Source organism: Halopseudomonas pachastrellae (genome assembly GCF_900114765.1).
Lineage (GTDB): Bacteria > Pseudomonadota > Gammaproteobacteria > Pseudomonadales > Pseudomonadaceae > Halopseudomonas > Halopseudomonas pachastrellae.
In genome coordinates this window covers 143,619-162,684 of the sequence record NZ_FOUD01000004.1, presented here as the reverse complement: position 1 = coordinate 162,684, position 19,066 = coordinate 143,619, and the positions used below count along the sequence as shown (strand labels likewise).

19 protein-coding genes are annotated in these 19,066 nt (G+C 60.6%); all 19 read right to left on the bottom strand.

Annotation, left to right across the window (positions count from 1 at the left end; all coding sequences use genetic code 11):
- Positions 1-117 precede the first annotated feature (117 nt).
- Entirely contained in the window at positions 118-1,539 is a 1,422-nt protein-coding gene (locus BM116_RS04575) for a flagellar hook-length control protein FliK (RefSeq protein WP_083723480.1), read from the bottom strand.
- Between the two features lie 86 nt (positions 1,540-1,625).
- Positions 1,626-1,961, bottom strand: coding sequence for an Hpt domain-containing protein (locus tag BM116_RS04570; RefSeq protein ID WP_235846694.1), 336 nt, complete (start codon positions 1,959-1,961; stop codon positions 1,626-1,628).
- Positions 1,962-2,069: 108 nt separating this feature from the next.
- Positions 2,070-3,782 carry a fused response regulator/phosphatase gene (locus tag BM116_RS04565; RefSeq protein WP_083723482.1) on the bottom strand — a complete coding sequence of 571 codons (1,713 nt, stop codon included), beginning with the start codon at positions 3,780-3,782 and terminating at the stop codon, positions 2,070-2,072.
- A 3-nt stretch (positions 3,783-3,785) separates the two neighbouring features.
- Positions 3,786-4,091: an STAS domain-containing protein gene (locus tag BM116_RS04560; RefSeq protein WP_083723484.1), complete on the bottom strand. Its 306-nt coding sequence runs from the start codon at positions 4,089-4,091 to the stop codon at positions 3,786-3,788.
- A gap of 65 nt (positions 4,092-4,156) precedes the next feature.
- Positions 4,157-4,612: a flagellar export protein FliJ gene (gene fliJ / locus BM116_RS04555; protein WP_083723486.1), complete on the bottom strand. Its 456-nt coding sequence runs from the start codon at positions 4,610-4,612 to the stop codon at positions 4,157-4,159.
- Positions 4,605-5,957 carry a flagellar protein export ATPase FliI gene (gene fliI, locus BM116_RS04550; RefSeq protein WP_083723488.1) on the bottom strand — a complete coding sequence of 451 codons (1,353 nt, stop codon included), beginning with the start codon at positions 5,955-5,957 and terminating at the stop codon, positions 4,605-4,607. The genes fliJ and fliI overlap by 8 nt, the downstream gene beginning before the upstream one ends.
- On the bottom strand, positions 5,954-6,742 hold the full coding sequence (gene fliH, locus BM116_RS04545) for a flagellar assembly protein FliH (RefSeq protein WP_083723490.1): 789 nt from the start codon (positions 6,740-6,742) through the stop codon (positions 5,954-5,956). Before fliH ends, fliI begins: the two co-directional genes overlap by 4 nt.
- Before the next feature lie 54 nt (positions 6,743-6,796).
- Positions 6,797-7,819 (bottom strand): flagellar motor switch protein FliG, encoded by a 1,023-nt coding sequence (gene fliG / locus BM116_RS04540; RefSeq protein WP_083723779.1) that lies wholly within the window; start codon positions 7,817-7,819, stop codon positions 6,797-6,799.
- The gene (fliF, locus tag BM116_RS04535) at positions 7,812-9,536 is read right to left on the bottom strand and encodes a flagellar basal-body MS-ring/collar protein FliF (protein WP_083723492.1); all 1,725 of its coding nucleotides are present in this window, start codon (positions 9,534-9,536) and stop codon (positions 7,812-7,814) included. The genes fliG and fliF overlap by 8 nt, the downstream gene beginning before the upstream one ends.
- A 24-nt stretch (positions 9,537-9,560) precedes the next feature.
- A complete protein-coding gene (gene fliE, locus BM116_RS04530) occupies positions 9,561-9,893 on the bottom strand; it encodes a flagellar hook-basal body complex protein FliE (RefSeq protein WP_083723494.1) in 333 nt (110 codons plus the stop codon).
- 174 nt (positions 9,894-10,067) lie between these two features.
- On the bottom strand, positions 10,068-11,474 hold the full coding sequence (locus BM116_RS04525; RefSeq protein WP_083723496.1) for a sigma-54-dependent transcriptional regulator: 1,407 nt from the start codon (positions 11,472-11,474) through the stop codon (positions 10,068-10,070).
- On the bottom strand, positions 11,474-12,706 hold the full coding sequence (locus BM116_RS04520; protein WP_083723498.1) for a sensor histidine kinase: 1,233 nt from the start codon (positions 12,704-12,706) through the stop codon (positions 11,474-11,476). The genes BM116_RS04525 and BM116_RS04520 overlap by 1 nt, the downstream gene beginning before the upstream one ends.
- A gap of 110 nt (positions 12,707-12,816) precedes the next feature.
- Positions 12,817-14,286 carry a sigma-54 dependent transcriptional regulator gene (locus BM116_RS04515; RefSeq protein ID WP_083723500.1) on the bottom strand — a complete coding sequence of 490 codons (1,470 nt, stop codon included), beginning with the start codon at positions 14,284-14,286 and terminating at the stop codon, positions 12,817-12,819.
- A 161-nt stretch (positions 14,287-14,447) separates the two neighbouring features.
- On the bottom strand, positions 14,448-14,744 hold the full coding sequence (locus BM116_RS04510) for a flagellar protein FliT (RefSeq protein WP_169847211.1): 297 nt from the start codon (positions 14,742-14,744) through the stop codon (positions 14,448-14,450).
- 10 nt (positions 14,745-14,754) lie between these two features.
- Positions 14,755-15,138: a flagellar export chaperone FliS gene (gene fliS / locus BM116_RS04505; RefSeq protein ID WP_083723504.1), complete on the bottom strand. Its 384-nt coding sequence runs from the start codon at positions 15,136-15,138 to the stop codon at positions 14,755-14,757.
- A 116-nt stretch (positions 15,139-15,254) separates the two neighbouring features.
- On the bottom strand, positions 15,255-15,623 hold the full coding sequence (gene fliS / locus BM116_RS04500; protein ID WP_083723506.1) for a flagellar export chaperone FliS: 369 nt from the start codon (positions 15,621-15,623) through the stop codon (positions 15,255-15,257).
- A 4-nt stretch (positions 15,624-15,627) separates the two neighbouring features.
- Positions 15,628-17,082 carry a flagellar filament capping protein FliD gene (gene fliD, locus BM116_RS04495; RefSeq protein ID WP_083723508.1) on the bottom strand — a complete coding sequence of 485 codons (1,455 nt, stop codon included), beginning with the start codon at positions 17,080-17,082 and terminating at the stop codon, positions 15,628-15,630.
- A gap of 99 nt (positions 17,083-17,181) precedes the next feature.
- Positions 17,182-17,583: a flagellar protein FlaG gene (locus tag BM116_RS04490; protein WP_083723510.1), complete on the bottom strand. Its 402-nt coding sequence runs from the start codon at positions 17,581-17,583 to the stop codon at positions 17,182-17,184.
- Between the two features lie 72 nt (positions 17,584-17,655).
- A complete protein-coding gene (locus BM116_RS04485; RefSeq protein WP_083723512.1) occupies positions 17,656-18,852 on the bottom strand; it encodes a flagellin in 1,197 nt (398 codons plus the stop codon).
- Between the last annotated feature and the right edge of the window lie 214 nt (positions 18,853-19,066).

Here is a 19,066-nt window from a genome sequence, read left to right as displayed (position 1 = left end):
CACGACCGCGACCCCTGGCGGGTAAGCGGCATGGAGCAACGCCTCCTTAATCAAGCATAGGATACTGGCTCGAACGAAAAATGTCTTTGCCGCGCCGGACGGCGCGGCAGGCAGGAGTCAGGCGTAGTAATCGACCAGGCGGGAGTGGGCCAACAGCGCCTGTGCAGAGACCTCGCTAGCAGGTGCGGCGGTATCTGACGCGTCCCCCAGCATGCCGGTAGCGGCGTTGCCGCGTTCACCGCCACGGCCATCACCCTGGGCAAACAGCCCGCCGTCCTGCTGATGTTGCCCAGAGGAGCCATCCGACACGTTGACGTCCAACTGACCCACCCCTTGCTGGGTGAACATCTCACGCAGGCGGAACATCTGACCTTCCAGCGCATCGCGAACGCCAGCATTCTGACTGACGAACTGCACCTGGTGCTCCTGGCCCCGGGTCTGAATCTTGATTTCCAGCGGGCCCAGCTCAGCCGGATCAAGCTGGATCTCGACCGACTGCAGATTCTGGCTCGACATCCACATGACCTTGTTGACCACCGCCTCGCTCCACCCGGGCTGGCCCATCGGCACGCCCAGGCTCTGCAGCGGCGCCGTTACCGGCCGAGCACTCAGGGCGCTCTGGCCCTGCTGCTGCAGCTGCGCCACCGCACCGGTTTTACTCAGATCGGTGGTGTCAGCATCACTGCGCCCGTTACCCGAGCCCAGCCGCGTTTCGAGCTGATCGACCAATCGCGCAAGACCTGCCTCATCAACCGGTTGTGGCGCGCTGGCCTGTACCCGCTGCTGAACCTGGGCAGCGTCCTGCAGCGCGGCCTGGCGTTGGGCAGCATCCAGGGGTGCCGCCGCCTCACCACCCTGGGGGCGGCTTGCCTGAGCGGAGCTCGGCATACTGCCCTGCGCGCTGTCAGCAGGCGCACCCTCAGCACCACGCAGCGCGGCGCGGAGCTGGGAGACCAGCTCGGACAACCCGACTGCACCACGGGAGCCGGCTGCATCGTCAGCATCAACAACCGTGCTGGCTGAGGCAACTGCTCGGGTTTCGGACTGCGCGCCTGTCGACGGGATTACGCCGGCCACCGCAGGCTGCGCTGTCTCGGCCGCCGGCGCATCAGCGGGCAACTGTGACAGCCAACGCTGCCATTGAGCGCTGAGATCAGCCAGCACCGACGTGTCGTCAGCCTGCTGATCAGTTGTCGACCCATCGGCTTCTGCCGAGGCCTGCGCCGCAGCATCGGTTGTCTGAGGCTGCAGCAGTTGCGCCAACTGATTGAGCCAAGAAGCCATATCGGCCGGCAATTCCTTGCCGCTGGCGGCAAGGTCGACCGCCTCGTCCGCCGCGGCCGTCTCGGCACCCACCGCCGCATTGAGCTGTGCCATCAAGGCATCCAGATCGGCTGGGGTTTGCTCGGCCAGAATCGCAGAGAACGCTGCAACGGCGTCAGGATCGGCGCTTACCGCCTTACCGGAGGCTAAAGCCGGCAAGGCATCACGAGAAAAATCGGCGTTAAATAGGGCCAACAGGTTTTGCCCGATAGGCATGACAAGATCTCCACCCTAAGGACTCGGTCAAGGGTACGGGAGATCTTTTGCAAGGCTTGGGCCAAGTTACCCAAAAGCCAAGAGACTTAGCGCAGCAGCGGCTGCGCGCGGGAAAAGGCCTGTTCAATTACCGTCAAGGCCTTGGCAGCTGCGGCCCTGTCCTCTGCCAGCCCGGCGGCTTCCGCTTCCAGACAGGCCTGCTCAAGCGCTGCGGCGCCCATATTGCCGCAGCTGCCCTTGAAGCTATGGGCTGCCTGGCGGAAAGCGTTCATATCGCCGGCACTCAGGGCCTCGCGCAGCTGGCGCATACGCAAGTCGGCGTCGCCCAGAAAGGTGTCCAGCAACAACGCGTAGTCGTCCTGCATCAACTCTTGCAGTGCTTGCAGCACCGCTGGATTTACATCTTGCAAGGACTCTGACATCGCCTGCGACTCTCCCTTCAGCCCTGATCCTGTTGAGGAAACACCGAATAACTAGGCCGACGTACGGCATTTATCAGGGCTCCCTTAAGCCCCGGGAGTATGCCCAAGCTACCAGCGGAAGACCACCCTGACACGACTGCCCTGTTCGCTGAATGCCAACTCGTCGGCTAATGCAGCCACCAGAGCCAGGCCACGGCCGGCATAATCGGCTCCCGAACACACTGACGAGAATCCGTCACCACTGTCTTCGCAGGTCAGCACCAGTTCACCCCCCGCCTGTCCGTCGGGCCGATGATCGATGGTCAGGCAGATCCAGCCGTCTTCCAGCGCCTGCAAACGAGCGCTGCGCTCCTGATAGTAGAGCGCGAAGCCGTCGGAGTCCTGCTTCCAGGCCGAGTCCAGGCGCAGCAGGCCATGTTCCAGCGCGTTGCTGTACAGCTCGCTGAGCACTGTGAAGAGCGCACCGGCTCTCGCTCGCAAGCCGGCCACGCTCAGCAGCTTCTGCAAAATGAAAGGCAACGGATTCTGACCGCGAATGGCCTGAGCCCGAAAGGTATAGCTCAGTTGCCAATCCTGCTGGGCATCAAGCGCGGCCGCCAGCGGTTGGGGCTGCAGTACGGGCAACTGATCACGCTCGGGCATGACCACCTGCAGCAGGCTGACATCGTCTTCCGGGCTGCCATGAAAGTGCTCCAAGGCGCTCAGCAAACCATCGAAAACCTGCTCTGGCTCACCCTTATGAGCGTCGATAACACGCAGAACACCGGCGTCTCCAAATAGCTGACCGGCACTATTGCGAGTTTCGATAACGCCATCGGTCCAGCACAGCAGGCGTTCGCCCGGGCGCATCACCAGCACCACCGGGTCCGGGCTGAAACGCTCACGGCTTGCCACGCCCAGCGGCAGATTGGCTGATACGACCCGATCAAGCAGCTCACCCTGCCGACCAAGGACCATCACGTCCGGCAAACCGCCATTCCAGACCTCAACCAGGCCCTTGGTCGGATTGACCTCAATGAGTACTGCGCAGCAGAAGATGCCAACCGGCAAGATAGTCGCGAGCTTGCGGTTGAGCTCCAGCAGAATATCGCGCAGTGCATAGCCCTTGCCGGTCATGGCGTAGAACACCTCAGCCAGTGGCATGGCACCAATAGCGGCGGGTAGTCCATGACCGGTAAAGTCCCCGAGCAGCAAGTGCATCTCGCCAGACGGACGGCGGGCCGCCAGCAGGATATCGCCATTGAACATGGCGTAAGCCGATTGCAGGTAACGCAGACTGCTGTCGCTGAGAGAGCCCGAGTGAGCCACGCGATCAAAGATGATCTTGGCCAGCTCCTGATCACGCAACAGATTGGCGTGCTGAGCGGCGATGACATCGCGCTGACTCTGCAACGTCTGATGCATCTCGCGCATGCGCCGGAAGGCGCGAATCTTGGCTTGCAGAATGACGGGGTTGTAAGGCTTGGTCAGAAAATCGTCACCGCCGGCCTCAAGGCATTTCACCAGGGCGTCGGTTTCGGTGAGGCTGGTCAGAAAGATCACCGGTACCAGATCTTCACCGGCGCGCTGCTTGATCTCTCGCGCCGCCTCAAACCCGTCCATGACCGGCATCAGCGCATCCAGCAACACGATGTCAGGTTGCCGTTCGGCGAACAGGCTAACCGCCTGCTGGCCGTCTTCGGCCAGACAGACCCGGTGCCCCAGGCGCTCTACCAGGCGCCCAAGGATCAAGCGATCGGTCGGGTTGTCATCGGCAACCAGAACCAGCAAGGGCGCCGCGTCGGGGTCGACCGGTCGGGGAAGTACACCCTCGCCCAGCATCCCTTACTCGATGCTGAACAGCTGTTCGAAATTGGAAATGCTCAGCACCTTGCGAACATCCGGGTTGCAATGAACGATACGGATATCAGCGCTGTCGCCGCCGGCGTGGTCGCGCAGCAACAACAGCATGCCTAGCGCAGAGCTGTCGATGTAGTCGGTTTCGTGCAGATCAACCACATATTGGCGGGGAGTCAGGCCGCTGCGCTCATAGGCACTGCGAAACTCCTGATGCGAGCCAAAATCAAACCGGCCCTTGACGTTGATGGTCAGTATCTGGCTGTCAGCAGACATGGACGCCTGGATCGACATGAGTTCTCCCTGTCAGTTTGTGCGATCACCTACACAATGTCTTGTAGCACAGGGTCCGGTGCCTGTCAGGGATTATTTGAGCGTTGCGCATGGGCGCGCTGCGACAACTCATCAAGCAGCTTCTGTTCCTGCTTGTCCGCTCTGGCCTGCGCTTCCTGACGGTACTTGTCGATCAGCTTGCGCAGCGCTTCCAGCCGCTGGTAACGCTGCCGCCAGTTGTCACGGGCGCGCTCGATACTCTGGCCGTGCCAGGTCACCGTCTGGCGCTGCTGCTCGATGGCTACCTCCATCTGCGCCATGAAGCGCTGATAGTTCATCAGCCAGTCACGCCCGACCCCCTGGGCACCGCGCTGCGCCCAGCCTTTGGCGTACTCGCTGCTGTAATACTCCAGATCGCGCAGGCGCGCGCTGGCATCGTCAAGCTGCTGCTGACACTGCCCCAGCATCGCCGCGGCCTTGCGCTCCTCCTCCAGCGCCATATCCACCACCGGCGCCAGACGACGAATGCGGCTTTCACTCATTGCTCAGCGTCTGCTCAAGACCGCTCTGACTGTCGGCCAAATTAACGCTGACCTGCAACCCCTGACGCAGGAAGGCCTGCATCGCCGGCATCTTTTCCATCGCCTTGTCGGTCAGGGGGTCGGAGCCAGCAGCGTAGGCACCCACGCTGATCAAGTCGCGGCTTTGCTGATAGCGGGCGTAGAGCTGCTTGAACAGCTGCGCCTTTTGCAACTGCTCTGGCGAGACAATCTGTGGCATCGCCCGGCTGATTGAGGCTTCGATGTCGATTGCCGGATAGTGCCCCTCTTCGGCAAGGCGCCGAGACAGCACCACGTGCCCGTCCAGGATTGCGCGCGATGCGTCCGCGATAGGGTCCTGTTGATCGTCACCTTCGGACAGCACGGTGTAAAAGGCGGTAATAGAACCACCGCCCTGCTCGGCATTACCGGCGCGCTCGACCAGTTGCGGCAGCTTGGCAAACACCGACGGCGGATAGCCCTTGGTTGCCGGCGGCTCACCAATGGCCAGGGCAATCTCGCGCTGGGCCTGGGCAAAGCGCGTCAGCGAATCCATCAGCAGCAATACGTTCTTGCCCTGATCGCGAAAGTACTCGGCGATCCGCGTGCAATACATCGCCGCGCGCAAACGCATCAAGGGGGCGTCATCGGCCGGTGAGGCGACCACCACCGAGCGGGCCATACCCTTTTCGCCGAGGATCTGCTCGATAAACTCCTTGACCTCACGGCCCCGCTCGCCGACCAGACCAACGATAGTGATGTCGGCATCAGTAAAGCGGGTCATCATGCCCAGCAGCATACTCTTACCCACACCACTGCCCGCGAACAGGCCCAGGCGCTGGCCGCGCCCCACGGTGAGCAGACTGTTGATCGAGCGAATACCCACATCCAGCGGTTCTTCAATCGGGTGGCGTTTGAGCGGATTGATGGTCGGACCATTGAGGTCGACCCAGTCGTCGGCGGCAAAACTACCCTTGCCATCCAAAGGGCGGCCAATGCCGTCAACTACCCGGCCCAGCATGGACGTGCCCATCGGCAGTTTACCGCCACCCGCTGAGGGCACCACGCGAGCGCCGGGCTGCAGCCCTTCCAGCCGGTCCACCGGCATCAGGTAAACCTTGTGGCCGGCAAAGCCCATGACCTCGGCTTCAATCTGGCTCTGCCCCTGCGCCGTTTCGCTGATTACCAGGCAACGACTGCCCACCGGTGCCTTGCACCCCTCTGCCTCCAGGGTCAGGCCAACCATGCGGATCAGGCGCCCTTCAACCACCGGCTGGGTCGGCAGTTGCAAGGCCGATTGATAACGCGACAGGCGCCGCGCAAAGCTGATGCGCTCGGGGCGGCTCATGGGACTGGGTCGTCGCCTGCCGGCACGGGGGATGTAACCGGCAAGTCTGGTTCGGGGGGATGCGCGCGCTGCTCGCGGTGCCGCTCTTGCAGCTGTTCAAGCAATTGCTGCAGACGGGTCTCAAGCGTGGCATCGACTTGGCTGTGTTCGGTCTCAACCCGGCAGCCGCCGGGCATCAGGCTGTCGTCCTCCAGCAGCCGCCAGCTTTCTTCATGACGCTCGCGCAGCGCCTTGACGGCATCAAAGTCGCTTGGATGGAGGTAAATGCGGATGTTCTCTGCGCCGACCGGCAGCGCCTTGAGCGCGCCACGCAGAACGGTCACCACCTGAGTGCGGTCGATCATCACCTCGCGCTGCAGCAGCTGGCGCAACATCTGTTCGAGCAGCACCAGCAGCATGTCCTCGATCAACTCATCCTGCTGTTGCAGTGGCGCCATCAACTGGCCCATGAGCTGTTCAAGTTCAACCAGCCGCGCCTCAAGGGCGTTGCGCGCTTCCTGCTGGCCTTTCAACTGACCGGCGTGAAAGCCGTCTTTTTCACCGGTGGAAAAGCCTTCGTTGTAGGCTTCCTGACGAATCTGCTCCAACTCCTCGACGGTGAAGGGCTTGACCTCCTCCACCTCGATCTCGGGCTCGTCTTCTATTTCGGGCTCTTGCGGCTCAGGTGGCTCGCGCTCCAGCGCAACCTGATGCGGCGCCTCATCAAAACTGGGCAGATCCCAGCGACTGAACGCCGACACATCGCTGCTGCGCAGCAGCTCGCTCTCACTTTTGACTTGCGCCATCGCACCCTACCCCGCTCTGCAAACCACGGCAGCATACCACTGCAGGCCACCGCGTCAGATCATTTCCTCGCCGCCCTTGCCACCAAGCACAATCTCGCCAGCGTCGGCCATACGGCGGGCAATGGTGAGAATTTCCTTCTGCGCCGCTTCGACCTCGCTGATACGTACCGGCCCCTTGGCCTCAAGGTCGTCCTGCAGCAGCTCGGATGCACGCTTGGACATGTTGCGGAAAATCTTCTCCTTGATGGCATCGTCCGCGCCCTTGAGGGCCACGATGAGCACCTCGGACGACACTTCGCGCAGCAGCGCCTGAATACCGCGGTCGTCGACTTCGGCCAGGTTGTCGAAGACAAACATCAGGTCTTCGATACGCGAGGAGAGGTCTTCGTCCATCTCGCGGATAGCCTCGATCAGTTGCGACTCGGTGCTCGACTCCAGGAAGTTCATGATGTCGGCGGTACGCTTGACCCCGCCCATGGCAGCGCGCGAGGTGTTGGAGTTACCGGCGAACTGCTTCTCCAGAATCTCGTTAAGCTCTTTCAGCGCCGAGGGTTGCACGGTATTCAGCGCTGCAACGCGCAGCAAAATGTCCAGGCGCACCTTGTGATCGAAGTATCCGACCACTTCAGCGGCCATGTCCGGATCCAGATAGGCTACGACGATGGCCTGAATCTGCGGGTGCTCGAAGCGAATGACATCTGCCACAGCGCGCGGCTCCATCCACTTAAGGCTATCAAGGCCAGAAGTGCTGCCGCCGAGCAGGATGCGGTCAACCAGACTGTTGGCCTTGTCCTCGCCGAGAGCCTGCGTCAGCATGCTGCGGATATAACCGTCCGCGCCAACACCCAGACTGGTCTGATCGCTGACCACCTCGATGAAATCGCCCATGACCTCTTGCACCTGCTCGCGATGCACGGTGCGCAGACCCGCCATGGCGCTGCCCACCCGCTGAACTTCCTTGGGGCCCATGTGCTTGAGAATGGCTGCAGCGTCGGACTCGCCAAGGCTGAGCAGAAAGATGGCTGCCTTGTCCAGCTTGGACATCTTGGCCGGGCGCTTACCCGCTTCTTCACTCATCGGCATTGATCCATTCCTTCACTACTTGGGCCACACGACCCGGGTCTTCAGCCAGCAGGCCTTTAATGGCGTTCAACTGCTGTTCGTAGCCGGCACCAGGCGGTGGCAGCAGTACCGGGCTGGACGCGGGGCCGGACAGGCTAACCTGATCGTCGCGCAGCTCGTCGTCGAGCCCGCCCATGCCACCACCGGCACTACCCGGCAGGGCTGACGGATATCCGTCACTGCCACTCTTGCCGGCCACAGTCAGATTTTTCAACGCTGGGCGCAAAACTGCAAACACCAGCACCAGAACAAAGAGAATACCCAGAATTTGCTTGGCGACGTCCCAGAACCAGGGCTGCTCCCAGAACGGGATTTCCGGCAGCGGCTCAACATCGGATTCTGCCACAAAGGCGCTGTTGATCACGCTGACGCTGTCGCCGCGGGCGGCATCATAGCCAACGGCATCCTGCACCAGACGGGTCAGACGCAGCACTTCAGCCTCGCTCAGCGGTGTGCGGGTCACCTCACCGGTCTCGGCATTGACCTCAGCCGGATCGTCCACCACCACCGCCACCGACAGACGTTTCAGGCGGCCTTGCTGCTGACGGGTATGGCTGATCTGACGGTCCAGCTCGTAGTTGCGAATCGCCTGCTCGCGCTTGTCCTGAGGCGGCACGGCAACCACCGGCTCACCCGTTGCCGGATCAATCACCTGCTCCGGCACCTGGGTTGCACCCGGCGGCTGGTTGGACAGCGCACCCGGGACACCTTGCGGGCCACTGTTGGCCGAGCGCGCCTCAGTCACTACCTGTTCGCTGCGCAGCGCCGCATCGGGGCTGAACATCTCGGCGGTCGACTCAACAGTACTGAAGTCCACATCAGCGGACACTTCAGCCTTGTAGCGGCCAGCCCCCAGCAGCGGCTGCAGAATATTGTGTACGCGACGGGTGTAGGTGTCTTCCAGTCGGCGGGTGTAATCAAACTGGCGCCCGGCGACAGTCAGCTCGTTCAGCTCATTCTGATCGGACAGCAGGTTGCCGTTCTGGTCGACAACGGTGACCTCATCCTTACTAAGCTCGGGCACACTGGTGGCAACCAGATTGACGATGGCCATGACCTGCGCAGGCTCAAGGCGGCGGCCGGCGTACATTTCCAGCAGCACGGACGCGCTTGGCTTACGGTCATCGCGAACAAAAACGGTAGAGCGCGGAATGGCGATATGCACCCGCGCGCTCTTGACGTTGTAGAGGCTGGAAATAGTCCGCGCCATTTCACCTTCCAGGCCCCGGCGATAACGCGCCGTTTCCATGAACTGGCTGGTGCCAAGGCCCTGCTCGCGGTCAAGAATCTCAAAACCCAGATTGCCGTCGGTCGGCGCAATACCTGCGCTGGCCAGACGCATGCGCGCATCCGCCAGATCGGCGCTGCGTACCAGCAGGGCGCCACTGTTGGGCTCCACCTTGTAGTCAATGCGGCTCTGCTGCAGCAGTTCGACCACCTGACCGGCATCGTAGCCATCCAGGCTGTTATACAGCGGCCGGTAGTCCGGCTCCTGCGACCACAGCACCACCGCAAAGCCAATCGCTACGCTGGCGGCCAGACCGACCAGCAAGCCAAACTGACGCAACATTGGCAGTTGCGCCAGATTATCCAGAAAGGTCAGCCCCATCAGCGGCTTACGCTCGCCCTCTGGCTGGTTGCGGGTCGCCGGTGTATTGCTGGCGGTATCCATGGTCAATTCCTCGACAGATCAGGCCTAGATAGCCATTTTCATGATGTCTTCGTAGGCGGCAACCATCCTGTTGCGCACCTGCGTCATGGCCTGAAAGGCTACTGAGGATTTTTGCGAGGCAATCATCACCTCGGTCAGGTCGATACCCTCAACCCCACGCTCATAGCCGGTACGCAGGTCAGAGGTGGTCTGCTGCAGTTCATTGACGCGGTCAACGGCCTGTTTGAGCAAATCGTCAAAGCCCGGGCCATTGACGCTGGGCTCGGCAGCCGGCACAGGCTGCGGCTTGCCCATGGCCTCCATTTGCATGGTGCGCATTTGCAGCATCAGTCGATTGAATTCCACACCCTGAGTCATTGTTGCCTCCAACCCGTCCGAATATTGACGGCTAGCATCGTGTTACAGGGTATTCAGCAAATATGGTGCCAACAGTGAAATTGGCACCCAGACGCCGCACAGACAAGGCAGCGGGGGAGATCAAAACAAGCCAGCCGGCGCAGGGTTGCGCCGGCTGGCAGGAGGCATGATTTGCTAGATGCCGGCGAACAGACTGCCCTCGACATCGAGGCCCGCATCACGCATCTGCGCCAACTTGTAACGCAAGGTGCGCGGGCTGATACCCAGGCGCTCGGCAGCCTCCTTGCGGCGACCGCGCTCGGCGCGCAGCACTTCAACTATCAGCTGAAACTCTCGCTGACGCACGCCAACGCCGAGCTCGGAGGATGCAGACGCAGGCTCGCTCGCGACAGACTCAACCGCTGCCGGCGCAGGAGCGGCCGGGCTGCGCAGACCGCTGCCACTGATCACACCGTCAAGATACAGGTCACCCACATTGATTACGCCGCCTTGCTGCAACACCAGCGCCCGCTGTACGGCGTTGTCCAGCTCGCGTACGTTGCCAGGCCAGGGGTGCGCCTGCAGCGCCTGAGCGGCTTGCGTCGACAATCTGACAGTCCCCAGGTTCATCTTGCGACAATGCTTGGCCAGCAGACGCTCAGCCAAAGGCAGAATATCTGCAGGCCGCTCGCGCAGCGCCTGCCATTGCAGAGGGAAGACACCCAGACGGTAATACAGATCCTCGCGGAAGCGCCCCGCCGCTACCTCGCCAGGCAGGTCGCGGTTGGTGGTGGCAATCACGCGAATATCCAGCTGGATCAGCTTGCGCCCGCCCACTCGCTCGACTTCTCGCTCCTGCAGCACGCGCAACAGCTTGGCTTGCAGGGCCAGCGGCATTTCGGAAATCTCGTCCAGCAGCAAAGTGCCGCCATTGGCCTGTTCAAACTTGCCTGACTGGGCCGCCACTGCACCGGTAAAGGCGCCCTTCTCATGACCAAACAGCGTCGCCTCCAGCATGTTGTCCGGAATGGCTGCACAGTTGATGGCAATAAACGGCTGCCCGGCGCGGGGAGACTGCTGATGAATGTAGCGCGCCAGCACCTCCTTGCCGGTACCAGACTCACCCGAGATGAGCACCGTCGAATCGCTGGCGGCTACGCGAGCAGCCAGCTCAAGCAACTGAATGCTGGCCGGCTCAACCGCAACCGGGCCGTCCGCAGCAGGTGCCAGCTTCCCTAGCGCGTGCTGGCCAATCAACTCCAGCAATGCCTTGGGCGCGAAGGGCTTGACCAGATAGTCGGCCGCCCCGTCACGCATGGCTGTCACCGCCTGCTGCACGGTTCCGTAGGCAGTCATCAGCAGCACCGGCAGTTGCGGATACTGGCTGCGCAGTGTACGCAGCAGGGCATGGCCATCCATGCCGGGCATATTGACGTCGCTGACCACCATGCTGACGCTTTCTTGCTCCAGCAGCTTCAACGCCGCTTCAGCGCTTGCCGCCTCCAAGTAGTCATAACCACCCAGCATCAGAGTATCGGCCAGCGCCTCACGCAGCGCGTCATCGTCTTCGACCAACAAAATACGGCTGCTGGAACCCTTCATCACGCCACCTCCTCGCCTTTGACCAGCGGACGCAGCGGCAGCAGAACCTCGGCGCAAGTCCCCCAGCCCGCCTTGCTGCGCAGATAGAAAGCGCCGCCATGGGCCTTGACCACCGATTTGACCACCGCGACCCCAAGCCCGGTGCCCTGCGGCTTGCTGGTATGGAAAGGCTCACCAATACGCGCCAGCTGTTCGGCGCTCATGCCCTGCCCTGCATCCACCACCGTCAGGCTCAGCTGACCTTCCAGCTGGCGAGCCACAACCTTCAGGCGCGGTGCGGGCATACCGGCCTGCAGGGCATTCTCGATCAGGTTCATCACTGCGCCGACCAGGGTGTCACGGTTGCAACGCAGCATTGCATCGGCAGGCATCAGGTTGACCCAGCGACAGGACCCGCCACGACTTTCAATCACGCTGTCGGCCTGCAACTGCAACCATTCCAGGAAGATGGATACCGGCAAGGTATCGTCAATCGGCAGATCACCCTTGGCAAACTGCAGCATGTCGCGGATCTGGTGTTCGATACTGTGCAGGCGTCCCTGCAGACGTTCTGAAAAACGAGTGCGATGGGCGGTGGGCAGTGTCTCGTCAGTCAGGTGTTCTGCGTACAAGAGTGCCGAGGCCAGCGGAGTACGAATCTGATGGGCCAGCGAGGCGACCATGCGCCCCAGCGCTGACAGCCGCTCGTTACGCGCCAGCTCGCTTTGCAGCTGACGGGTCTCGGTCAGGTCGTTAATCAGGATCAACTGGCCTGGCTCACCTTCCAGCGAGCGGGTTGCCAGCGAGACCCGGCGACCGGTGCGCAGGGATACTTCGTGATAGTCGTCTTCTCTGGGGGCAAAGCGCTGCTGGATCAAATCCCGCCACAGCTGCCCTTCCAGCGGTTCGCCGAGCAGAGCGCGCGCCGCCGGGTTGGCCTCACGTACCACGCCACGGCCATCGAGGATGATCACACCGCCAGGCAGCAGATTAAGCACATTCTGCAGGCGCCCGGCCAGGCGCGCCTTTTCCGCCAATTCGCGGGTGCGCTGGGCCTGGGCATCAGCCAGCTGTCGCCGCAGCTGAACCACCTGCTGCTCAAGCAGGGCATGCGAGGCGCTGAGCTGTTCGGACATCCCCTGAAAGCGCTGGTAAGCATCCTGCAGCGCAGCCGAGTCCACCTCGGCCAGACCTGGCGCTGGTGCGCCGTCCTGCTGAGCGGTGTGCGGATTGAGATGAGCCTTGGCAGCCATGTGGCATCCCCTGAGTTACGGATAACGTTCAGAGGACACTCAGCAATCATCGTGCCACAAAAAAAATCCTTTCATTTTCAAAGAGTTGGAAATGAAAGGATTAGAGCATGTCAGACTTCTGACGCGTCGGCACCGCGGTTGAGGCCGTACTTGCGCATCTTCTCGACCAGGGTGGTCCGGCGGATACGCAGGCGCTCGGCAGCGCGAGCCACCACACCATTACACTCATCCAGCGCCTGCTGAATAAGGGTTTGTTCCAGGCCACCAAGGTACTCTTTCAGATCCAGCCCTTCCGGCGGCAGGAAAGCAGGGCTATCCAGCCCGACCAGACCACTGAAGGCCTCGCCGCGCTCGTCTTCGGTCTCGCGCAGCTGACGCAGGTCGTCCTGGTCATCCTCGACGTAGCGGAACTTGCGCGGCAGCTCGCCCACACCAATAACGCCGTGCGGATGCATGATCGCCATGCGCTCAACCAGGTTGGCCAGCTCGCGCACATTGCCCGGCCAGTCATGCTGACAGAGCGACAGGATGGCAGAGGTGCTGAAGCGGATAGAGCCACGCTTCTCGTTTTCCATCCGCGTGATCAGCTCATTGAGCAGCAGCGGCAGATCCTCTATACGCTCGCGCATCGCCGGCATATCGATGGGGAAGACATTGAGGCGATAGTAGAGGTCCTCGCGGAAGCCGCCCTCCTGGATCATCTGCTCCAGGTTTTTGTGGGTCGCTGCGATAACACGCACATCCGCAGTCTGGACCTTGTTGCTGCCCACACGTTCGAAGGTACGCTCCTGCAACACCCGCAGCAGCTTGACCTGCATGGGCAGCGGCATATCGCCGATCTCATCCAGAAACAGCGTACCGCCTTGGGCTAGCTCAAAGCGACCGGCGCGGCTGGTGATGGCCCCGGTGAACGCACCCTTCTCATGACCAAACAGCTCACTTTCCAGCAGCTCCGCCGGAATCGCGCCGCAGTTGACCGGCACGAAGGGGGCATCCTTGCGGCGGGAATGGTAATGCAGGTTACGGGCAACCACTTCCTTGCCCGTGCCGGACTCACCCAGAATCAGCACCGTAGCCTCGGTATCGGCCACCTGCTGCATCATCTGGCGCACAGCCTGAATCGGTCTGCTGGTACCCACAAGGCTGCGGAACAGGTTGGGCTCACGCTGGCGCTGGCGGCTACTGTTTTCCTCGAACACCTCACGGTAGACCTGAGCGCGGTGCAAGGCATCCAACAGATGGTTGTAGCTCAGAGGCGGCTCAAACACAGCCAGCAGGCGTTGCTTGAGGTGATCTGGCCACAGCAGCGACTGCTCCGGATCAAGCAGAATCACCGGCAGGTTTTCATCCCACTTGTCCAGTTGGCCGAGCAGCGCGGGCAGGCCTTGGGCATGAGCGCAATAACCGAGAATGACACAGCGGATGTGGCTTGGCGTATCGACCGCCGCATTGACAGCCTCCTGCCAGCCTTCGCTGTCGGCAATAATGGCGTCTTCGCCCAGAAAGGACAGAATAACGCCCAGATCATGACGCCCTTGGGCAGCGTCATCAATCAATAAAATATGGCTGTTCGGCAGCATAGACGGGGAGGCTTTCCTGTTGGCAGGCAAGGATGATCGCAGCACGGTAATGGCGCTGCGCCATACTCTTTTATCATGAGGCTAAATGTAGTCAGAAATGGCAGGCGAGTCAAATAGTTGGCGCGCCATTTTCCGGCGAACGCGACTCACGCCTGTCCGCCTCAGCGGAACATCTGATAGACCTTGGCGCCTTGGCGCCCGCGCTGCAAGTCCTGCAGCTCTTCGGCCAGTTTGCCTTGGACTGCCTGACACAGGGCAACCACTTCGCGGTAGGTCTCGCTCAGGTCTTCCAGCACGACAGCAACCTGCTGATCATCGCGCTGGGGGTCTTCCATCGCCTGGCGCACCTGGTCCCGACACAGCCGGTCCAGCTCGCCAACTTGCTGCCAATCTCCAGCCTTGACGGCATCGATCAGGGAACTGTGGGTATGTTGCAACTGCTCTACGGCATTGGCCATGTCTGACTCCTCACGCTTGGCGGATGCCGTCCCAACCGGCCTTGATTTCTCGCAGCAGCTCGCTGACTTCGTCGAGCATAGCTGCATCATTCTTCAGGTTCGCCTGACTCAGGCGTTGCTGCATGAAAGCATATAGCCGATCGAGGTTGGCCGCCAGCTCTCCGCCTTCGTTCACATTCAGGGCGTCACGCAGGCCACCGATAATGGCCGTCGCCTTGCCAATCTGCTCACCTTTGAGCGGGACGTTACCGTGCTGTAAGGCACCGCGTGCCTGAGCGATACGCTGCAAGGCGCCTTCCATCAACATCTGGATCAGGCGATGAGGGTCGGCCTCACTGACCTGGGCATTGACGTTAACGGTCTGGTATTGCTTCATCGCGGCGTAAGCGTTCATCGGACAAGCCCTGCATGCAAGTGGTACATGCTTGGTTTATCGGCACCACACCATAAACCTGAAGGCCTGACATAAAAAAACCGGCAACACGCCGGTTTTCTCGGTACCTGCCCCGATCACGACGGTTCGATGGCATCCCAGGCTTGCTTGATTTCACCCAGCAGGTGCTGCACCTCTTCAAGGGAGCGCGGCGTGTTGTCCAGCGCAACACCAGCCAGCTTGCGGGTCATGTAATCATAGAGAGCATCCAAGTTCTCGGCGATCTCACCACCCATATCCTTGTCCAGTGACGCCTGCAGCGCACCGATGATGCTCAGGGTGCTGCTGACAGCAACACCTCGGCGCTCGGGGTTACCGGTCTCCTGGGCGTGACGCGCCAGCTTAACGCGCTCAATGGCTCCGTCCAGCAACAGCTGGACCGCACGGTACTGGGACACTTCCTGGGAAATGTTGACCTTTTTGTAGGTATCAATCGGATTGGCCATAGGATCAGGTTTCCCTCACGACGCCGGGCAGATTGGCCAGTTGGCCAGTTAGATAAGAACTGGTACTCGACAGGTTTGCGACCAGCGAGTCCATGGCGTTGAATTGCGCCAGCAGGCGTGACTCCATACTGTTCAAACGCAACTCGAGGCGCTCACGCTGCTCATCAATACCGGACAGGGTATTCTGCAACGAATTCGTACGCCCTTCGATAATCCCACCATTTTTGGTGTAAGGATCTAGCTTGGCGTCAAGACGCCCCATCAGGCCGTCATCACCAGAAAGAAAACCGCTCAAAGCGTCAAAGTTATTGTCCAGCGCATCATCCAGCTTATCGCTGTCGATTGCCAATGTGCCGTCACGCTGAGTGGTAATGCCCAGGTCAGCCAGGATACGCACATCGCCACGCGCGACACTGGTCATTTCCGTGCGCAAGGCAGAGACCACCGAGCGTACTGAGGAGTCCCCCACAAGAGCAGCAGCCAGCGGCTCGCCGTCGTCCCCGCCAACGCTGGTAACGGACGTGAGCGCGTTGATGCTTTTCATCATCGCGTTGTAACCATCGACAAACGACTGCAAAGAAGTACGCACGCCCGCTTTGTCCAAGCCGACACTCAAATTAATACTCGTACCGGCATCGATATCTTCTTGGGTCTGCGCCGCCTTGAGCGTCAGAGTAACGCCGTCAATTGCATCATCAATGGTGTTGCTAGCGCTACTGATCGACAGCCCATCAATGGAAAGATTGGCATCGCGAGCGTAGGAGATGACCCGGGGCGCAAGCGGATCAAGCGGATCCACCGCAGTCGGTTCAAAGTCGGTGGTTGCCGGCGGGGTGTAGGCCAGGCTCGCCAGGTCACCCGTATCGGCCCCATCGGTGGTAACAGCCACACTGATGTCATTATCAGTGCCGGCCTTGCTGGAGCTCAAAACCAGACGCGAACCGCCACCACCATTGGGGTCACTGACCACCGTGGCGGACATACCACTGTCAGCGCTTTTGGCGTTGATCGCATCGCGGATACCGGCAAGGCTGCTATTGGCGTCGGTTATATCAATGTCGACGGACGTGTCGCCAGCGGTAATGGTCATGGTGCCAGTACCAACGGCATCAGTTGCATTGGCCTGCCCACGCAGGGCTACCTTGCTGCTTTGCGCCAGGTTGAACACCTGCACATCGTAGCTTCCCACCGACGCGGTGCTGTCAGCAGTGACGCTGAAGGTTTTGCTGTCACCAGAGGTCGCGCTGCGCTTCTCGTAAAGATCGGCGCTATTGAGCTTCTCAAGTACGCCCTGAAAGGTGGACAGCGCGCTGCGGAAACTGCCGAGAGCAGTAAACTTCTCGGTTGTTGCGCGCTCCAGGCGTGTCAGCTGGGCACTTTTGGGCGCGCCATCAGCCTCGACCAACGCCGACACAATGGAGCTGATATCCAGCCCGGAGCCAATACCTGTAATAGCCATGATGCTTACCTCGCGACCGTTTATTGACGGCTCGCCTGCCGAAAGAAGGTTTCCGGTCTACTCAGGCAAGTAGCGTGCCAGCCAAACCGGCAACAGAGATCAGGCCTCTGCCTCAAACAATACACTGCGGATTTCCGTCAGATTCTCGGCCAGTCGCAGCGCTTCTTCCGAGGGAATCTGGCGAATCACATCACCACTGCTCGCCTCGGTTACATTGATAATCATCCGGCCGCTGTCTTCATCCAACGCAAAGTTGATGTCACGGCGTACCGACTGAACAAAATCCTGAATATCCGATACAGCAGCTTGGAGTTGCTCCCGATCGACCTGGGCCGGCTCTTGCACCGCCTCGCGAGTCTGGGGAGTGACAGCCTGGGCCGATGTACTATCCTGCGCAGCTTCCGTCTGCTTGCCGGCCATGCTACCGGCGCCCGCCTCCAACGCTCCCGAACCTGCTACGGAACGTGTTACTTCAAACGGTTTGATTACACCCATTTCCATGGTGCTTACCTCGCAACGGACAAAGCGGGGGAAAGGCTAGCCCTTCCCCCGCATGTTACCCCTGTTCCGGTCTTAGCCCAAGAGGCTGAGCACGGCCTGGGGCAGCTGGTTGGCCTGGGCCAGGATCGCAGTACCTGCCTGTTGCAGGATCTGGTTCTTGGTCAGGTTCGCAGTTTCAGCCGCGTAGTCAGTGTCTTGGATCCGACCGCGAGCAGCGGAGGCGTTCTCACTGATGTTCTGCAAGTTCGAGATAGTGGACTCGAAGCGGTTCTGAACCGCACCCAGGTCAGCACGCTGAGCATCGATCGAGGCGATTGCCTGGTCGATGATGATGATCCCCTCCTGAGCACCACGTACACTGCGGATATCAATATCAGCAACTTCGGTGTCAGTGCTCGCCACCTGAGACAGGTTCGCAGTGAAGCCAGCCATCCCCGAGGCGCCACCAGTGGTAGCAACCGACAGTTCAGTGATATAGCCGGCGTCAGTCGCGCTGCCCGACCCTTGCCCAAGGGCCGATACCAGATCAATTGATGCCCCGTCTGCGTATGCTCCAACCCCAATATTGGCGTCGTTAATCGCAGAGATTGTCAACGCAGTCAGCTCGTCCTGAGAAGTGCCTGCCTCTACCTCTACCTCAACGTTGAAAGAGACACGTCCACCGTCAGCATTGACAACGCTACCAGATACGGTAATGGTGCCCGACGTCGCTGCACCGGCAGTTGCACCCGCAATATCTTCCTGTGCGTATACAGTGCCTTCGAGAGCAGATGTGCTCATCTCTTTCAGACTCAGACTGATATTTTCGTTTGCTGCACTACCAACCTGGAACGACTCAGTACCAAAGGTGCCGTCGAGCAGCTTCTTGCCGCCGAAGGCTGTGGTATTAGCGATCCGATTAAGCTCGGTTTTGAGCTGGGTGACTTCGGAGTTAAGCGCGTCACGCTCACTCTCGCTGTTAGAGCCGTTGGCGGCTTGCAGAGCCAGGTCACGCATGCGCTGCAGGATGTTAGTGGACTCCTGCAGAGCGCCTTCAGCGGTCTGCGCGATGGAGATACCGTTGTTGGCGTTCTTGGTGGCAACGCCCAGACCGTTAACCTGACTGGTTAGACGGTTGGCGATTTGCAGACCAGCCGCGTCATCCTTGGCACTGTTGATGCGTGAACCTGAAGACAGACGCTCCAGGGAGGTAGCCAGCGAATTGGACGAACCGTTCAGGTTGCGCTGGGCGTTCAGAGAAGCTGTGTTTGTGTTGACTGTAAGGGCCATGGTATTGCCTCCAAAGGACCTGAAAATGTTTGCCTGAGCTTGCGACTCGTGGGCCGGACCTGCCCAGGCACCCATTGAGTTCGCATTCGATTACTGTATCGACACCTTGTCCGAAAGCTTTAGGAGGAAATTCATTTTTTCTCTGGTGAACTCGTCCGGTCAGCTATGGCAGCGCTGGCATCCCCGCCAGCCATGATTCAGTTATCGACCTCAG

Excerpts from the sequence above, each read along its gene's own strand:
- BM116_RS04575 (WP_083723480.1), bottom strand. The coding sequence starts at position 1,539 with ATGCCTATCGGGCAAAACCTGTTGGCCCTATTTAACGCCGATTTTTCT.
- BM116_RS04570 (WP_235846694.1), bottom strand. The coding sequence starts at position 1,961 with ATGTCAGAGTCCTTGCAAGATGTAAATCCAGCGGTGCTGCAAGCACTG.
- BM116_RS04565 (WP_083723482.1), bottom strand. The coding sequence starts at position 3,782 with ATGCTGGGCGAGGGTGTACTTCCCCGACCGGTCGACCCCGACGCGGCG.
- BM116_RS04560 (WP_083723484.1), bottom strand. The coding sequence starts at position 4,091 with ATGTCGATCCAGGCGTCCATGTCTGCTGACAGCCAGATACTGACCATC.
- fliJ (WP_083723486.1), bottom strand. The coding sequence starts at position 4,612 with ATGAGTGAAAGCCGCATTCGTCGTCTGGCGCCGGTGGTGGATATGGCG.
- fliI (WP_083723488.1), bottom strand. The coding sequence starts at position 5,957 with ATGAGCCGCCCCGAGCGCATCAGCTTTGCGCGGCGCCTGTCGCGTTAT.
- fliH (WP_083723490.1), bottom strand. The coding sequence starts at position 6,742 with ATGGCGCAAGTCAAAAGTGAGAGCGAGCTGCTGCGCAGCAGCGATGTG.
- fliG (WP_083723779.1), bottom strand. The coding sequence starts at position 7,819 with ATGAGTGAAGAAGCGGGTAAGCGCCCGGCCAAGATGTCCAAGCTGGAC.
- fliF (WP_083723492.1), bottom strand. The coding sequence starts at position 9,536 with ATGGATACCGCCAGCAATACACCGGCGACCCGCAACCAGCCAGAGGGC.
- fliE (WP_083723494.1), bottom strand. The coding sequence starts at position 9,893 with ATGACTCAGGGTGTGGAATTCAATCGACTGATGCTGCAAATGCGCACC.
- BM116_RS04525 (WP_083723496.1), bottom strand. The coding sequence starts at position 11,474 with ATGAAGGGTTCCAGCAGCCGTATTTTGTTGGTCGAAGACGATGACGCG.
- BM116_RS04520 (WP_083723498.1), bottom strand. The coding sequence starts at position 12,706 with ATGGCTGCCAAGGCTCATCTCAATCCGCACACCGCTCAGCAGGACGGC.
- BM116_RS04515 (WP_083723500.1), bottom strand. The coding sequence starts at position 14,286 with ATGCTGCCGAACAGCCATATTTTATTGATTGATGACGCTGCCCAAGGG.
- BM116_RS04510 (WP_169847211.1), bottom strand. The coding sequence starts at position 14,744 with ATGGCCAATGCCGTAGAGCAGTTGCAACATACCCACAGTTCCCTGATC.
- fliS (WP_083723504.1), bottom strand. The coding sequence starts at position 15,138 with ATGAACGCTTACGCCGCGATGAAGCAATACCAGACCGTTAACGTCAAT.
- fliS (WP_083723506.1), bottom strand. The coding sequence starts at position 15,623 with ATGGCCAATCCGATTGATACCTACAAAAAGGTCAACATTTCCCAGGAA.
- fliD (WP_083723508.1), bottom strand. The coding sequence starts at position 17,082 with ATGGCTATTACAGGTATTGGCTCCGGGCTGGATATCAGCTCCATTGTG.
- BM116_RS04490 (WP_083723510.1), bottom strand. The coding sequence starts at position 17,583 with ATGGAAATGGGTGTAATCAAACCGTTTGAAGTAACACGTTCCGTAGCA.
- BM116_RS04485 (WP_083723512.1), bottom strand. The coding sequence starts at position 18,852 with ATGGCCCTTACAGTCAACACAAACACAGCTTCTCTGAACGCCCAGCGC.